Source organism: Clostridium sp. AF17-21AC (genome assembly GCF_003461365.1).
In the GTDB taxonomy this organism is placed as follows: domain Bacteria; phylum Bacillota; class Clostridia; order Lachnospirales; family Lachnospiraceae; genus Coprococcus; species Coprococcus ammoniilyticus.
The window spans coordinates 267,947-282,663 of sequence record NZ_QTWY01000004.1 but is presented as its reverse complement, the minus strand read 5'-3'; the positions used below and the strand labels follow the sequence as shown (position 1 = coordinate 282,663).

The following is a 14,717-nucleotide window of genomic DNA, read 5'->3' as shown; positions in this document are numbered from 1 at the left end:
TTATTCTTTAGCTATATGCAGCATGCTGCATTATGATCAGCCTCTGACGGTTTTTGTGACGGCAAGGCGGAGGACTCTGGTGGTTTCTTCGGCGGCGCACAACTTATCCGCCCATGTTACGATCCAGCTCTCCCGGAACTTTGGAGGTGTTATGTTGAGTGGGAACATATGCTTTCGGATGATATCCCGCTCAATGAAGTTCAAATTGAAATCCCGTCTGGCATTATGCAAGGCTCGTTCTGCATGAAAAAAACCATGCAGCCGATGTCCGCCATCCTTCTCATGCCAGTCATACAAGAAATAATCATGAAGCAGTGCTCCACGCACCAGCGACCGTTCATCAATATATGCGGAACATTTCTCTGCAAGCTCCAGACTTTTCTCCGCCACCCGCAGGGAATGATCGTAACAGGTTATTGAACCATGTTGCACAAATGTTTTTTCTTTCTGCATACCCTCTGATGCCAGGATATCCGCACCATATTTATATATTTTTTCTTCGATACGATTCGCTTCCATTTTGGATTCTCCTAAATTTCCTAATCTCTGTCTCTTACATCATTCAACTACTGCCAACTATTTATTTTTCTTGGTTCATTTTTACCGATAATTCCGGAACAACAACCTTGATCACATTCACCAATTTTGTCATTGGTTCTGTAATGATAAAATCTCTTCCCAGCTGACTCTTTATTATAAGCTCCAGTCCCATAACCTTCTCATCAACATCGGTCAGAATGCTGGCAGTTCCTTCTCCCATCACGCAAGCATAATTTGCCCCATATTCACATGGAACTTCACCACCACTGGTCAGTACCATATCTGTATCAATCTCGATAAATACATTTGGATTGGCTGCGATCACGTCATATTTGCGTCCTTCCGTTGCGCCATGCATATATAACGTAAGTCCACCATCCTTATAAATATATCCATAATGTAATGGAACAATGTATGCCTTTCCCTCATCCACCATACCAAGGTGAACCACGCCTGCTTTCTTTATGATCTGCTCAATCTTCACCGGATCTGTAACTTCACATTTTTGTCTTCTCATTGGTCTGTTCATTATGTTCTCCTTTTAGCCACATTGGGCTTAAATTATTATTAAAGACTTATTTTCCATCCCTCAATCATCAACAATAAACTTATGAATAGGGCGTACTTTCCTATAAAGTAAAAAAAACAGAGAATTCGCACATCGTCGAACCTCTCTGTTCTTTTTTATTATATACCAGATTTGTGTTATCTGACAAGTGAACATTTATAATTATTTAAAGTTGCATGCAGAACATTTGTTTGATATAATAATCACGGTGCTACCCTATTCGGTAGGCGGTCAGTCTTCTCCACAGGAGTTATAGCCTGTGTTTACATAGAAATCCATTTATGGAAATCTGTTGAGGAGGTCGGTGCTTATGCTTACAACGGAGCTTTTTATAGCCATTATCAGCTTATGCATTACTTGCTTTGCTCTTGGTTATACCGTTGGTTCTAAGAGCAATAAATAGGCACAAAAAAACCGCCCAGCCCGGTAAACTGTGAGCGGTCCTTTTTGTGACCAAAACATTATCAAGGCTAACCGTCTATCGGTAGCATCTTTTGATATTATATTAACATTCCCCCTCTTTTATGTCAACACACAACCCGGCAAACATAGTAACTGCGGTTTCAAGTATGGAATCGGGAAATTCGAAATGCTCTGTATGAAGCTGGGCATAATCCTCTCCATCACCAATGCCGAAAAATGCGCCCTTTGTCTCCTGCAAGTACCAGCCAAAGTCCTCCGACCAGTGCATCGGCTCAGGCAGCTCTATATATGGAATCTGGTGAGAAGCCGCACATGCCCGGATCTTCTGCACCTGTTCCGCATGATTATCCGTAGATGGAAACCGTTCAATCTCCTTTATCGAAAGTTCCAGAGCTTCCTTCTGTGCCATAACCTCTGCCAGCTTACGGATCTCTGCCAGATACTCACGAAATACCTGTTCGCCTTCGCTTCGAACGGTAAGTCTCAGATACCCGTCCGATGCCGCTACACCGTAGTTCTCACTTCCAAGTTTCATCCCGATCAAAGTCATGCGGACAAATCCCTTCGTCTCATTAAACTGCTTTGTCAGTTCTTCAATCTGAAGCAGAAGTCCGGCAAGTGCATATCCGGGATTTCTGCCAGCTTCCGGATATGCTGCGTGGCTCGGCGTTCCTGTCATGTGGATCTCTAAGCCCGTTGAAGCACATGCAAATGTTCCATCCTTCACAAGTACCGTTCCAAGCGGCTTCCCCGGTATATTATGAAAGCCATAGATTTCTCCGATATGCTTTTCTTTGATCAGGCTTCTGCAAAGCTCTGCACCCTTTCCAATCTCCTCTGCCGGCTGGAAGATCAGATATACATCCTGTGCCAACGGATCTTTTCTGCTGTCCAGATACAAGCCAAGTCCACATAGCACACTGCTGTGTCCATCATGTCCACAGAAATGCCCCGGCTTTCCATCTTTGCCACATACCGCATCCATATCTGCCCGGAATGCAATCGGCTGCTTATACTCCTCCATTTGCTCTGGTATTTCCGCAGCCACTTCACTCACATGGAATGTTTTATCATTTTCTGTGGTTACCCGATCATCTGCTCTTTTCACCGCATAAAACCACGCCCCACAATCTACGATCTCTAATGCTGTATGCGATTTTAAGAAATCCATCAGCAACTGTTTTGTCTTTACTTCCTGCATGGAATGCTCCGGGATCCGGTGGAGCTGCTTTCGCAGTTCCATTATTTGCTCTATAATCTGTTTATCTATATATTGCTCTCTCTTATCCATATCGTCAGCCCTCTATTCCCATAAATCTTCATCGTTTCATCGTTACTTCATAAGTATTTGTGCAGCAAACACCGCAGCAACACTTAATATCACACTTAATCCTATATAAAGTATCGCAAATCCGTAATTCCCGCTCTGTATTAATTGATCTGTTTCCAACGCAAATGTAGAAAACGTCGTAAATCCACCACACACTCCCGTCTTTAATGTCAAAACCAGAAGTGGTGATACCTGATACTTTTCTGCCGACACAGAAATTAAGCCAATAACAAATGCTCCTATTACATTAATCAATAATGTTTTTATCGGAAAGTTGTTTTGTGCTCCCACCGGTATTAAACCAATCAAATATCGAAGAATTGCACCTATGCCGCCTCCAACGCCAACTAACAAACATTTTACCATTTTATCTTTTCTCTCTTTCTGTCATTTCATACCTACACTATCAAATGATAAAACAATACAAATTTTATGCAAGTATAATTTGTATTTTTGTAACCTTTAAACCGGATGAATTGTGTTATTATTGAAAGGCCTTTTAACACAAGAAAAGAGGATGTGACTATGCGATTACCAACACAAACTGTTATACAAATGTATCAGGACAATCTGTTCCGCATTGCATTTTCCATTTGTCAGAACCGGGAGGATGCCGAAGATGTTGTTCAGGAAACATTTCTACGCTATCATTCAGGTGCCGTGGATTTTAACGATGAAATGCATATCCGGGCATGGCTGATCCGGGTTACGATCAATCAGTCAAAAAATATGCTTCGCACCTTCGGGAACGAGTTTGTCAAGATGATTTTTGTAAGTTTTCTAAATTCAAATATTTATCTGCTGAAAAAACGCCTAACATCTCGTGTCGGCATATTTCTTGAAACACCGTATTCAAAGGCTTCTTCGCACTTTCCGATTGCTTCACATTGACAATAAAAGTTGTTTTGCCTATTCGCGTTGTATAAGATAAAGTGTTTTCTTTCATATAGTCCGTTTCTCCTTTTCATAAATTGACTGTGGGGCATTCCGTTTGGAACACCCCACAAATACAGCCTGTTTCATCGGAACATATCAAGAAGTCATTCGTGGACTGAGGAAAGACGCTACCCTTTTCAATGAGATTGTGATTGATGTGAATACGATGTACTTCGAGCGTAACGGTGGTTATGAATATGCAAAGCAGTTTTATGAAGAAGCCTATCATTTCATCGAAGAAAAATTCGGTGCTGATAATGTTATATCGGCAGTAATGCACGCTGATGAAATCAATGTAGCCGCAACCGAGGAACTGGGAAAAGAGGTTTACCATTATCATCTTCACGCAATGGTTCTGCCTGTTGTGGAGAAAGAAATCTTATGGAGTAAGCGTTGTAAAAACCCCGAACTGCGAGGAACGGTCAAGGAAGTGGTTAATCAGATAAGCCATTCAAAGAAATGGAAATCGGATATTCCAATGACCGATGAAAAAGGAAATCCATTGTTAAAGAAGAACGGCAAGCCGATGTTTCGAGCTTCGTACAGCATACTGCAAGATGAACTGTTTAATTATATGACGGAACGAGGGTTCAAAGGCTTTCAGCGTGGCGAATACGGAAGTACAGCAGAGCATTTAACTTCCCTGCAATATCAAATCCAACAGGACAAAGAACGATTGGAGAAGTTGCAGAAGCGTATTCAAAAGGAACAGGTTAAATATGAGCCTGCCCGTCATATCTCAAAGACCTTAAACGAGATTGACGGTATGGGACAGAAAACCTTTACGGGCAAGATGGCAATATCCAAAGAGGACTACTCACAACTGACTGCCCTTGCAAAAGAGGGAATTACCAGTCGTGCGGAAATCAATAAGTTGGAGCAGAGTGCAAATTATTACCGACAGAAATATTTTGACAGTGCAAACGCATTGGAGAGAATGAAAACCAAATACAACGAACTGAAAGAAAAGTGCAGACCTTTTCTTGAAGCGTTGGAGCATTTCCCCGAAGTTGCTAAACTTTTTACCGAAAAAGTGAAGCAACTTTTTTCTTTTAAGGAAGCACAGGAACGAGCCGAAAAAGAAGCGAGGGAAAAAGAAAGACAAGAGCGTATTAAGGCACGAAGAAACAAGCGTGGTATGGAAAGATAACCATTTCCATTATACTCACGACTTAAGCGATACTAACCCGTCTGTTTCCATCTGCTTTAACTGCTCCATATAGGTTGGGACAGTCGGTTTTTTGAAATGCACATTAAGGGCTATGCGTTCCGTAATCACATTCATATTTTCATAGGTTTCATTCTTGCGTTCATTGTGCCTTTCCGCCTTGCTCACATCAAAAGCGGTGTACTGTTTTACCCTTGCACAACTCATATCCGCCTTATTGGTTTTTGCCATTTTTCTCTCCTTTCCAGACAGGGCGAAGCCATTACACAACATTCTCTGAATGTGTGTAACCCACTATGACACTTTCAGACTTCGTCTGCAAAGATGTCGTGGGCAAGGGTGTTCCCCCTTGACCTCCTTTTGATACCTCCATCATAAAAACAGACTGTCCCGCCATCAGACAGCCTGCTTTTATTCTCTCGGTATATCGCCCATCGGCAAAGACCAGTACCACAGAAAGCCTTGTTTTCGGGAGATAACTCCTGCTTTCTTCTTTGCCTTTTTGATGGTCGATTTTTTGAACCCAGCGGCTTCAAGTCTTTCTTCGCAATCCGAAGAAAGCATTTCTCCGTCTTTCAGCATTTCCAAAAGAAATTCTTTCGCCTTGATTTCCTTTTCGTTCGGTCTGCCCATTTTGGGTGCGAGGGATTGGAACGCTTCTTCTGCTGTCATTTCCATTTCAGAGATAAAGTCCACTCCCTTTTCTGCCACCTCAAAAAGAATTGCCGAGCCTGTCGGGGCAAGGTTAGATTTCACTTGCACCATATATCGTTCCGCTGGTGCTTCTTTGTTCGGTGTGCGTGTGATTGCAAGAATACTTCTTGCAGCACCCGCAATATCAATCGAACCGTTGGTGCGATAAAGAGGATTTATATCTCTCATCTTGTTCATATGGGCGATAATCACGATGGCACAGCCAGTATTTTTTGCAACTGCAATCAAGTGATTAAACTCTGCCCTTGTTTCGTTGGCATTGTTCATTGAACAGTTCTCTCCGATATAGGAACTCATCGGGTCAAGAATTAAAAGTTTTGCGTGATACTTTTCGATTGCTTCAGCAATACGGTTATCTCCAAAGGATAAAGACTTTTCATCTTCCTTGATGAAGATAAGGTTTTCTCCGTTCCCACCGGCAGAGTTAAATCGGGGTACTACCGTATCGTCTGCATCATCTTCCGTTGTCTGATAGATGATAGTCATAGGCTCATTTTCTTCCGTTTCAGTAAAAGGCAGAGGTTCGCCCTTAGAGAGCAGTGCGGCGATTGACAGCATTAACTTGCTTTTTCCATCGCCCGGATCGCCCTGCAACAGCGTAACCTTGCCGTACGGAATATACGGATACCACAGCCATTTCACTTCCTTCGGCTCAATCTCACTTGCCTTAATAACTTCGAGAGGGACATTTACATTCATTTCATTTTCCATTTGCTTCATTTTTCTTCGTTCTCCTTTTCGATAAATACTTAGGGCAAAGCACCACGATACAACGGAAACTCTGCTTGCAGTCATTACTGCATTTTCTGCAAAGTTCGTTGTAGGTAATGCGATTTCTTTCGTTCAGAAACAATGCCCAATCTTGTTTCCGTTTCTTACTCATTCTCGGCATATCAATCCTCCTTTCCGTCTGAAAATAAAAAAACCACAGGAAAGATACTCAGAGCCTTGTTTCTGTCATTTTTCGGGGCGAAAATCGGGCAAAATTGCCTTTCTAAGCCTTTCAAAAAAATCACGCAAGGTATTTGTACTAACCTGTGGTTATGTATGAAATTGTAGGGTTTGGGGCAACAAAAAACACCGTATTTCTACGATGTTTTCTGTCATTCAAGTAGCAAAAAACGTGACCACTAAAATTATAATCATAAGAACAGGCAAAAAGCGAAGATACCGTTCTAATAGAGCTTTTTAGACTTGTTTTTTGGGGCTTTATATTACTTTCCCTATTTTTTAAGGGTATAGGGTGTTACATCAAGTTCTTAGTATATGAAATTTGCAGATTATTCTTGGATTTGGCTCAAATCAAATGCACCGTTCTCAATCAACTTCAAAATTGTGTCTGCCAAGTTGTTTTTTACAGTTTCACTTTCATTTTCAACGCCAGAATACTCTACATAAATAGTGTTCTCTCCCATATCAAAGGTTGCATAATATATTACGGTTTTGACACCTTGACTATTTGACTTTGTTACGAAATATCCTGCGTTGATATCAACGCCGTCTACACTTGAAGTGATTGTATTTCCATCAATGATAGTATCTAATAGATTTACACCCTGTTTAGAAACTACCATTCTTGTATCATCAATTTTTCCCTCAAAACCCAGAATATTATGATTGTCAGCATCAAAATAAGCATCTGCGGTAACAGGCAAGTCTGCAAAAAGCATTTCAATTTCAGCATCGCTCAAAGGTCTTGTTGTTACATTTAAGTTAATTGAAGATTGTGATAAGTCATTTTTAACAAAAGTAATTGTTTCTCCATCATTCAGCGTGGCAATATCGTTTTTTGTACCAAACAGATTGCTTTGAAAAACTCCCACTCCAATCACAGCAACGAGTACGAAGCAAGCTGCAACAGACACCCATTTTTGCCGATTAGTTATTTTACTTGTTTTTTTCATAGGTTCAGCCTCCTTAATATACTGATTATCGACATTTCCCAATGCCCTTAAAAGTTTCTTTTCTTTCATACAGAGATACCTTCTTTCTCTAACAATTTTTTGAGTTCGTTCCTTGAACGAAATAATGACATCTTGATTTTGCTCTCGCTCATACCATATTCCGTTGCAATTTCTTTAATGGGCGATAAATACCAATATCTTCTCATAAAGATTTTTCGCTGTTCTAATGACAGGGAAGAAAGAAAGCGGTTGAGAATATCCGTTAGAGCGATTTCTTCAACAATGTTTTCTGTACTATCCAACGATGGTATGCACTCTTGTATTTCATCAAAAACCAATGGCATTTGCCCACCATTACGTTTCTTTGCATTAAGCAGTTCGTACCTGTCCAAAGATAGGTTGCGAGTAATCTTCCCTAAAAAAGTTTTTAGGACAGATGGACGGTTAGGCGGTATGCTGTTCCAAGCTCTTAAATAAGTATCATTTACACATTCCTCGCTATCTTCGTCATTGTGAAGAATATTAAAGGCTATGTATCTGCAATACTTTCCGTATTTTTTTGAAGTTTCGGATATAGCAGCTTCGGAGTGCTCCCAATATAAATCTAATATCTGCTTATCATCCATAGGCTTCTCCTCCTTTCCCTTGTATTAAGGCCTTTCACCCTAATAAACGGGAAAAATGTGTCAAGCGTCACTTAAATTCAAAAAATATTTATTCAAAGATTAGCTTTCATTTTTTGAAAGAATATAATAAAACAGCAAAAGGCTTACACCTACAAGTCTCTTAATATTCAATGCGGAAAATTACAATTCATCACTCTCATTTTAACACATCATACCATCTTTATGAACTTTCAATTTAACCACTTCCATTACACTCACGACTTAATGACTTCTTGAATACTTCCCGAAAAAGAAAACTGCCATCAGTAAAGACAGCAGTTCCTTTTCGGCTGGTATGCTATTAGGAATACACAATATCGTTCAATACAATCTCATCTGCACAGGCTCGGATATTATTCATCAATCCGACCCATCTCATCATATCCTCCGCTTTCAGTTGTTCCGTCACACCTTGTTTTCTTGCCATTTCCTTTATCAGATACTCCGCCATATTACACGCCGAAGTATCAATTTCAGCAAGGTGTTCATATAACTTTCCGCTTGTAAGCAGATTGCAATATAAGACTTTCCTATGCTCCCTCAAATATCTTTCCCTCATTCTTCCGTATTTTGTGAGCGTAGGCGGTTCTTCGTTTTCTATCGTCAAGCAGGGATAGTAATAATCTCCGATGAGTTCGTACTGGATACCAGTTCTTTCGTCTGTAATAAATCTTTGCATTCTGATTTCTCCTTCTGCTTCTTGTGATAAAATTCCAAAGACTTCTCGTTATGGTTTATCTTTTGACATTCTTCGGAACAGAATTTCTGCTGACTGTGTGTAGGCCAGTAGGTACTGCCACACACAGCACAGACACGCTGACGATAATAATGATTTCCTTTTTCAGCTTCTCTGTCGGCTTTTGTCTTGTCCTGCCTTGCCTGATAGCAACAATCTTTTGAACAGAATATCTGTCGGTTACTTGTAGGCACAAACTCTTTTTGACAGTGAGGACATATCTTTGTCTTGACGATTTCTCCATCGTTTTCAGCGAGTTTTTTCGCCTTTCGCTTCTCTCGGTAGGCTTTTTCACGCTCACGCTGTTTTGCCAAGCGTTCCATCTCAATCTGTTCTTCCTGTGCCTTTATTTCAGCAAGTTCTTCTTCTGTATAGGCAATATCGACCTGCCCGACATAGTTGAAGTAAATATCAACCTTTTGTGTCCTTGCTTTTCCCACACCCTCTGCTTCATAAACCACAATCTTGTCAATGAGTTCAGCAAACATCAAATCGGAAATTTCTGTCGGCTCTTTGCACTTGCGAATTAAAGAAATGAAATGCTTAATATCAACAGCATTTACTTTTTCTTCGGTAAGTTCCTTTTCCATTTCCTCAATCTTCGTTTCCAGCTCAGCCTGTTCGTCATCGTACTGCTTCATCAGTTGCTTATACTGTCTTTCGGGCAGTAATCCCGAAACAAGATTTTCATACAAGCCACGAATAAGTTTAGACAATTCATCGTATCGCTTCTGAAAACGGTGCAATTCCGATTTATTGTGCTTTGGCTTTTCTGTCTGCTTTTCATTCCAAAGTGCTTGAAGTTCCTTTGCAAAGGCTTCTTCGTCATTCAGAACAAATCTTGATAATCGTTTGACAGCCGATAATATCAAGGCTTCAACATTATCAGCACTAATTGAATGGGCAGAGCAGGAGTTTACTTTGCTTGCATATCCGCCGCAACGGTAAGAATACTGCACCGAACGGTCTTTTTTACTGTAATGCGTTTGCAGGGTCATTCTTCTGCCACAATCCGCACAGTACAGATAACCGCTTAAACGGTTGCTATGCGTTCCTCTTGCCGCTGTCCTGTTCGCTCGTTTCTTTCGCTTCTGAACGCTGTCCCAAAGTTCCTGCGAGATGATAGGCTCGTGCGTATTATAAAATACATACTGTTCATCTTCATCGGTATTCTTTCTTTTGTGCAGTTTGAAATTGGTGCTGACCGATTTACGCAAAACAGTATGACCGAGATATTCCTGTCTGCTTAAAATCGCTCTTATGGTTGACATCTGTTTTATTATGAAGACTATTCCATTAAGGAAATTGCAGACATTCTAAAGATCAGCGAAAGCAACGTAAAGGTCCGGTTAAACCGCGGACGTACCGTGCTTCGTGACACCCTAAAGGAGGCTTGGGACTATGAACAATCAGAATAAAGAACGCTATAAGAAAACATTTGACATGATCCACTCAGATGCAGTCATCAACATCACCCCGGAACGCTCAAAGAAGCTGCGGATCCACACGATCACACGCAGACTTTCCTACGCAGTTGCCGGACTGGCAGCCATCTTCTGTCTGTCAAATGGCATCTGTCTGGCAGCAACCGGAAGCACCTGGATGCATAAGGTATTCTCTACTGCAAATGGTACGAAGGTCGAATACGATGCAGAAGACGCTACCATGTCTTTCCGTATCGAATCAACCGATCAAACCTATGTCACCACGAAAGCCGGAAGACTGTATTTCACCCTGAACGGACAGCAGACCGATATCACAGACAAATGCAGTACAGATACCTACTTCCGATATGATTACACGGATGCCGATCATATCACACATGTGATCGTCATAGGCGGAACTGCCGATGATTATGGCTATGCCGAATATCTGTTTGATGCAGATGGTACTTATATCTTCAACAACATGAATGTATCTTCCGATACTCCGGCATGGTTTGTAAATGCGGAAAAAGATCTCGGTGTAGATGCGGAATCCTTATCAGATGAAGCTGCCACCTATTCCGTGACCGAAGAATAAAAATTTTTAAAATAATTCCATAAATCCTCCATTTTCTTTCGTATGTAAATTAAAGAAGCAAATAAACCGGACATTGATAAGACTATATATTTTTTTGAATATTCTTATTCACTGATATATGTTAGTATTATTCATATCTGACCACGAAAGAAATGGAGGATTATTTATGAATAAAAAGATAATCAGCTTATTACTTGGTGCATGTCTGTGCACAAGTCTTGCAGGATGCAGAAACGCAGATAATAATGGCGGCAGCGTCACCAAACAAAAACTTTTAGCATCAAAGGAACTCGGAAGTGACATCGCAGTCGGAGCAAAACCGGCGCCCGTCGATTCCTATGAGGAACTTAAAAACGGTGTCAACAATTTTGCATTTGACCTGTATGATGCACTTCCAAAAGACAGCAACTGTTTTTATTCCCCTTACAGTATTTCCAGTGCACTGTCCATGCTCGATCAGGGTGCCGGGGGCGAAACGAAAACGGAACTGGAATCAACACTTGGCATCAAAGATCTTTCAACCTGGAATACGGAAATGCAAAGCTATCTGAACAAAGACTGGTCCAAGCAGACATATGTAAATACTGCAAATTCCATCTGGATGACCACCGGAAAAGACTGGGCGGCTAATATCTCAGATGATTTTCTGCTTCCGGCCAAGACCTATTACCATGGTGAGATATATGAAGCCGATTTTACGGATCATGCCGATCAGGTTGTGAAGGATGTAAACAACTGGGTAAATGAACATACAAATCAGATGATCCCATCCATCATGAATGAACTTTCGACAAATACTGTTATGATGCTCATTAATGCGGTTTACTTTGAAGGAAAATGGCAGACACCATTTACAGAGGGTAACACATACGATGATACTTTTCACGGAACAAACGGAGATTCTACCGTACCAATGATGCATCTGTACGATGAACGATTCTCTTATGCGGATAGCGGATCGATAAAAGGAATCGTACTTCCTTACGATGGTGATTCTGTTGTAATGAAAGTATTCCTTCCATCTAAAGAAGGCGATACGATCACCAACCTGTTCGATGCTTTAAGCAGTGATGAGAAACAGGCACTTATCGACTCTCTGGATAATGCTGATTCTCCTGAGATAGAGACCATTCAGCTTCCAAAATTCACAGATGAACAGAGTATCAACGGTCTGGATGATATCCTGAACAGACTTGGAATCCGGTCTGCATATGCTTCTGCTGATTTCTCAAAGATCGCAGATGGCATCGCGGTATCTTCCGTTTCTCACAAAGCAAAAGTGATCGTTGATGAAAACGGAACAAAGGCTGCCGCGGAGACGGATATCATAATAAAGGAAACTGCTATGATGCCACCGGAAGAAACCTATAACTTCATCGTTGACCAGCCATTTGTCTATGTCATTGAAGATCAGGATACCGGAATGATCCTGTTCATGGGACGGGTAAATGATCTGTAAGATCCAATTCCATATTGATTTTCAATAATCTCTGTGCTATCGTAATAAGAAATAAATACAGACACATGCAACGGAGCAATTCAGAAAATGAGTTGCTCCTTTTTTTGTTTTATCAAATATAAGACTGAAAAATCTCCTTCCTGCAAGAGATGATTTTTCAAACACGATATGGATATTTTATTTGCGATACAAGGAGGATACAGGAATGGCGAAACTTATTACAAACTCGACCCCAAAGGCTGACGGTTTCCGTATGCCGGGAGAATTTGAAGAACAAAAGCAGATCTTTATGATCTGGCCGGAACGAACCGACAACTGGAGAGCCGGTGCGAAACCGGCACAAAAAACATTTGCAAATGTAGCTGCTGCGATCTCAGAATTCGAACCTGTTACAATGTGCGTATCTGCCGCACAATATGAACATGCAAAAACCATGCTGCCTGCCGGCGTACGGATCGTTGAAATGAGCAGTAACGATGCATGGTGCAGAGATATGGGACCAACTTTTCTGATAAATGATAAAGGCAAAACCCGTGCCTGTGACTGGACCTTTAATGCCTGGGGCGGACTGGTCGACGGATTGTATTTTCCATGGGATAAGGATGATCAGATCGCATCCAAGATCTGCGAACTGGAACAGATTGATTCTTACCGAACTGATGATTTCGTATTAGAGGGCGGCTCTTTTCATGTCGATGGGGAAGGTACACTGATCACCACCGAGATGTGCCTGCTGTCAAAGGGAAGAAATCCTCATCTCACAAAAGCTCAGATCGAGCAGAAATTAAAAGATTATCTGAATGTCGATACGATCATCTGGATCAAGGACGGCATCGATCCCGACGAGACAAATGGACATATCGATGATGTCGCCTGCTTCGTCCGTCCCGGTGAAGTTGCCTGCATCTATACGGATGATCCGACTGACCCATTCTATAAAGAAGCACAGGTCGCTTACCACACCCTGTCAAATGCTGTAGATGCCAAAGGCAGGAAGCTGATCGTCCATAAGCTCTGTACAACCAAAGCTCCGGTTTATCTGAAGGGCATGGAAACAGTCGATGCAGTCCCCGGAAGCACTCCAAGAAAAAACGGCGACCTTGCGATCGCCTCTTATCTGAATTTCCTGATCGTAAATGGCGGCATCATCCTGCCACAGTACGGTGATGAAAATGACGCTCTTGCAATCCGTCAGGTACAGTCCATGTTCCCGGAACGTAAGGTTGTCGGTGTCCGTACCGAAGAAATTGCTTACGGCGGCGGCAATATCCACTGTATCACCCAACAGCAGCCGAAAGCCTGACATGATGTCTGCCATCTTTATCATAGCAAATCTGCTATTGCATCACCGAAATTCACTACAAAAAATGGAGCATACAGAGTTCTCTCTGTACGCTCCATTTTCTACTTTCGCATCATTACAAACCGCTCCTTGCGAAGCTCCTGCATAAGAAGCTTCACTGTCCAGTTCTGATTGCTCGGTGTCAGGATCGCCTTGTAATCCACTTTCACATCACCATGCCGAAGCTCGAATAGCATCTTGTCCAGACGTTTTTCCTTCAAATTACATAAAAGAATCAGGCTGTCTGCCCGGCTCTTTATCTGCATACCCGCAGTCACTGCACTCGAAGAATGTTTAGCTGCGTTTTTCCCAGTCTGATCCGTTGCATCTGCCATTTCTGCTGCTTTTTTATAGGTTCCATTTACAAGCTCACCCAGCTTATAATTCGTTGTCACTATCTCATCCGGTATCCGATCTACGGTGATCTTCATCCGGCTTGCAATATTCTGTATTTTACGGTATTCGCTGTCTGTTACATGTATTAATACTAACTTTTCCATGCTGTCTCCTGTCTGTATATCTCGTTTCACACTACCACAGGATTAGAAGAAATGCAAGAGACTCAATACTACTTATCTTCTTCTGCCCAGACTTCTTTTGCCATACGAAATACTGCCCATGCCTTCGGCCATCCACAGTAAAATGCTGCATGTGTAACGATCTCTGCAATTTCCTCCTGTGTGATTCCGTTTGCCTTTGCACTCATCAGATGATAACGGAAGGATTCATCGGTAAGCCCCTGTGCCATTAATGCAACTACAGTTACCAGTGACCGGTCTCTGAGGGACAGCTTATCCTCTCTGCTCCATACCTCGCCAAATAATACATCATCATTTAATTCTGCAAACTTTGGAGCAAATTCTCCAAGCTGTGTTCTTCCTGCTGTCTGTTTTACTGCCATGATAGATCC

The 14,717-nt window shown here is 41.6% G+C and carries 19 protein-coding genes; 6 read left to right on the top strand and 13 right to left on the bottom strand.

The window, feature by feature from the left end:
- Positions 1-36: 36 nt before the first annotated feature.
- From DWW85_RS08200 to crcB, 4 genes are all read right to left on the bottom strand, one after another.
- On the bottom strand, positions 37-519 hold the full coding sequence (locus tag DWW85_RS08200) for an HD domain-containing protein (RefSeq protein WP_021944804.1): 483 nt from the start codon (positions 517-519) through the stop codon (positions 37-39).
- Between the two features lie 61 nt (positions 520-580).
- Positions 581-1,069: a pyridoxamine 5'-phosphate oxidase family protein gene (locus tag DWW85_RS08195; protein ID WP_242996106.1), complete on the bottom strand. Its 489-nt coding sequence runs from the start codon at positions 1,067-1,069 to the stop codon at positions 581-583.
- Positions 1,070-1,613: 544 nt separating this feature from the next.
- On the bottom strand, positions 1,614-2,822 hold the full coding sequence (locus DWW85_RS08190; protein ID WP_117808300.1) for an amidohydrolase: 1,209 nt from the start codon (positions 2,820-2,822) through the stop codon (positions 1,614-1,616).
- 42 nt (positions 2,823-2,864) lie between these two features.
- Positions 2,865-3,227: a fluoride efflux transporter CrcB gene (gene crcB / locus DWW85_RS08185; protein WP_117808299.1), complete on the bottom strand. Its 363-nt coding sequence runs from the start codon at positions 3,225-3,227 to the stop codon at positions 2,865-2,867.
- 159 nt (positions 3,228-3,386) lie between these two features.
- Between crcB and DWW85_RS12935 the strand changes: the two genes are divergently transcribed.
- Positions 3,387-3,752 carry an RNA polymerase sigma factor gene (locus DWW85_RS12935; RefSeq protein WP_242996105.1) on the top strand — a complete coding sequence of 122 codons (366 nt, stop codon included), beginning with the start codon at positions 3,387-3,389 and terminating at the stop codon, positions 3,750-3,752.
- Positions 3,753-3,852: 100 nt separating this feature from the next.
- Positions 3,853-4,947, top strand: coding sequence for a plasmid recombination protein (locus tag DWW85_RS08170; protein ID WP_278286977.1), 1,095 nt, complete (start codon positions 3,853-3,855; stop codon positions 4,945-4,947).
- 15 nt (positions 4,948-4,962) lie between these two features.
- Here DWW85_RS08170 and DWW85_RS08165 read toward each other — a convergent pair whose 3' ends face one another.
- From DWW85_RS08165 to DWW85_RS08135, 7 genes are all read right to left on the bottom strand, one after another.
- Complete coding sequence (locus tag DWW85_RS08165; protein ID WP_242996102.1) at positions 4,963-5,196, bottom strand: plasmid recombination protein; 234 nt, start codon at positions 5,194-5,196, stop codon at positions 4,963-4,965.
- A gap of 180 nt (positions 5,197-5,376) precedes the next feature.
- Positions 5,377-6,399: an AAA family ATPase gene (locus DWW85_RS08160; protein WP_173783928.1), complete on the bottom strand. Its 1,023-nt coding sequence runs from the start codon at positions 6,397-6,399 to the stop codon at positions 5,377-5,379.
- Positions 6,380-6,571: a hypothetical protein gene (locus tag DWW85_RS08155; protein WP_054325471.1), complete on the bottom strand. Its 192-nt coding sequence runs from the start codon at positions 6,569-6,571 to the stop codon at positions 6,380-6,382. The genes DWW85_RS08160 and DWW85_RS08155 overlap by 20 nt, the downstream gene beginning before the upstream one ends.
- Before the next feature lie 388 nt (positions 6,572-6,959).
- Positions 6,960-7,652: a hypothetical protein gene (locus DWW85_RS08150; RefSeq protein ID WP_054690455.1), complete on the bottom strand. Its 693-nt coding sequence runs from the start codon at positions 7,650-7,652 to the stop codon at positions 6,960-6,962.
- The gene (locus DWW85_RS08145; protein WP_117808298.1) at positions 7,649-8,209 is read right to left on the bottom strand and encodes a sigma-70 family RNA polymerase sigma factor; all 561 of its coding nucleotides are present in this window, start codon (positions 8,207-8,209) and stop codon (positions 7,649-7,651) included. The genes DWW85_RS08150 and DWW85_RS08145 overlap by 4 nt, the downstream gene beginning before the upstream one ends.
- Before the next feature lie 340 nt (positions 8,210-8,549).
- A complete protein-coding gene (locus DWW85_RS08140) occupies positions 8,550-8,927 on the bottom strand; it encodes a TnpV protein (RefSeq protein WP_054325472.1) in 378 nt (125 codons plus the stop codon).
- A complete protein-coding gene (locus DWW85_RS08135; RefSeq protein WP_242996100.1) occupies positions 8,852-10,255 on the bottom strand; it encodes a DUF4368 domain-containing protein in 1,404 nt (467 codons plus the stop codon). The genes DWW85_RS08140 and DWW85_RS08135 overlap by 76 nt, the downstream gene beginning before the upstream one ends.
- Here DWW85_RS08135 and DWW85_RS08130 point away from each other — a divergent pair, their 5' ends adjacent.
- The 4 genes from DWW85_RS08130 to aguA all read left to right on the top strand — a co-directional run bounded on the left by DWW85_RS08130 (position 10,256) and on the right by aguA (position 13,768).
- On the top strand, positions 10,256-10,402 hold the full coding sequence (locus DWW85_RS08130) for a sigma factor-like helix-turn-helix DNA-binding protein (RefSeq protein WP_117808353.1): 147 nt from the start codon (positions 10,256-10,258) through the stop codon (positions 10,400-10,402).
- Positions 10,386-11,006, top strand: a complete 621-nt coding sequence (locus DWW85_RS08125) for a hypothetical protein (RefSeq protein WP_117808297.1) — start codon at positions 10,386-10,388, stop codon at positions 11,004-11,006. The genes DWW85_RS08130 and DWW85_RS08125 overlap by 17 nt, the downstream gene beginning before the upstream one ends.
- Before the next feature lie 166 nt (positions 11,007-11,172).
- On the top strand, positions 11,173-12,465 hold the full coding sequence (locus tag DWW85_RS08120; protein ID WP_117808296.1) for a serpin family protein: 1,293 nt from the start codon (positions 11,173-11,175) through the stop codon (positions 12,463-12,465).
- 205 nt (positions 12,466-12,670) lie between these two features.
- Entirely contained in the window at positions 12,671-13,768 is a 1,098-nt protein-coding gene (gene aguA / locus DWW85_RS08115) for an agmatine deiminase (RefSeq protein WP_117808295.1), read from the top strand.
- 101 nt (positions 13,769-13,869) lie between these two features.
- On the opposite strand, the gene DWW85_RS08110 is transcribed toward aguA, so the two are convergent.
- Positions 13,870-14,307 carry a DUF3783 domain-containing protein gene (locus tag DWW85_RS08110; protein WP_117808294.1) on the bottom strand — a complete coding sequence of 146 codons (438 nt, stop codon included), beginning with the start codon at positions 14,305-14,307 and terminating at the stop codon, positions 13,870-13,872.
- A 68-nt stretch (positions 14,308-14,375) separates the two neighbouring features.
- On the bottom strand, positions 14,376-14,708 hold the full coding sequence (locus DWW85_RS08105; RefSeq protein WP_021944795.1) for a carboxymuconolactone decarboxylase family protein: 333 nt from the start codon (positions 14,706-14,708) through the stop codon (positions 14,376-14,378).
- Between the last annotated feature and the right edge of the window lie 9 nt (positions 14,709-14,717).

Excerpts from the sequence above, each read along its gene's own strand:
- DWW85_RS08200 (WP_021944804.1), bottom strand. The coding sequence starts at position 519 with ATGGAAGCGAATCGTATCGAAGAAAAAATATATAAATATGGTGCGGAT.
- DWW85_RS08195 (WP_242996106.1), bottom strand. The coding sequence starts at position 1,069 with ATGAACAGACCAATGAGAAGACAAAAATGTGAAGTTACAGATCCGGTG.
- DWW85_RS08190 (WP_117808300.1), bottom strand. The coding sequence starts at position 2,822 with ATGGATAAGAGAGAGCAATATATAGATAAACAGATTATAGAGCAAATA.
- crcB (WP_117808299.1), bottom strand. The coding sequence starts at position 3,227 with ATGGTAAAATGTTTGTTAGTTGGCGTTGGAGGCGGCATAGGTGCAATT.
- DWW85_RS12935 (WP_242996105.1), top strand. The coding sequence starts at position 3,387 with ATGCGATTACCAACACAAACTGTTATACAAATGTATCAGGACAATCTG.
- DWW85_RS08165 (WP_242996102.1), bottom strand. The coding sequence starts at position 5,196 with ATGGCAAAAACCAATAAGGCGGATATGAGTTGTGCAAGGGTAAAACAG.
- DWW85_RS08160 (WP_173783928.1), bottom strand. The coding sequence starts at position 6,399 with ATGAAGCAAATGGAAAATGAAATGAATGTAAATGTCCCTCTCGAAGTT.
- DWW85_RS08155 (WP_054325471.1), bottom strand. The coding sequence starts at position 6,571 with ATGCCGAGAATGAGTAAGAAACGGAAACAAGATTGGGCATTGTTTCTG.
- DWW85_RS08150 (WP_054690455.1), bottom strand. The coding sequence starts at position 7,652 with ATGAAAGAAAAGAAACTTTTAAGGGCATTGGGAAATGTCGATAATCAG.
- DWW85_RS08145 (WP_117808298.1), bottom strand. The coding sequence starts at position 8,209 with ATGGATGATAAGCAGATATTAGATTTATATTGGGAGCACTCCGAAGCT.
- DWW85_RS08140 (WP_054325472.1), bottom strand. The coding sequence starts at position 8,927 with ATGCAAAGATTTATTACAGACGAAAGAACTGGTATCCAGTACGAACTC.
- DWW85_RS08135 (WP_242996100.1), bottom strand. The coding sequence starts at position 10,255 with ATGTCAACCATAAGAGCGATTTTAAGCAGACAGGAATATCTCGGTCAT.
- DWW85_RS08125 (WP_117808297.1), top strand. The coding sequence starts at position 10,386 with ATGAACAATCAGAATAAAGAACGCTATAAGAAAACATTTGACATGATC.
- DWW85_RS08120 (WP_117808296.1), top strand. The coding sequence starts at position 11,173 with ATGAATAAAAAGATAATCAGCTTATTACTTGGTGCATGTCTGTGCACA.
- aguA (WP_117808295.1), top strand. The coding sequence starts at position 12,671 with ATGGCGAAACTTATTACAAACTCGACCCCAAAGGCTGACGGTTTCCGT.
- DWW85_RS08110 (WP_117808294.1), bottom strand. The coding sequence starts at position 14,307 with ATGGAAAAGTTAGTATTAATACATGTAACAGACAGCGAATACCGTAAA.
- DWW85_RS08105 (WP_021944795.1), bottom strand. The coding sequence starts at position 14,708 with ATGGCAGTAAAACAGACAGCAGGAAGAACACAGCTTGGAGAATTTGCT.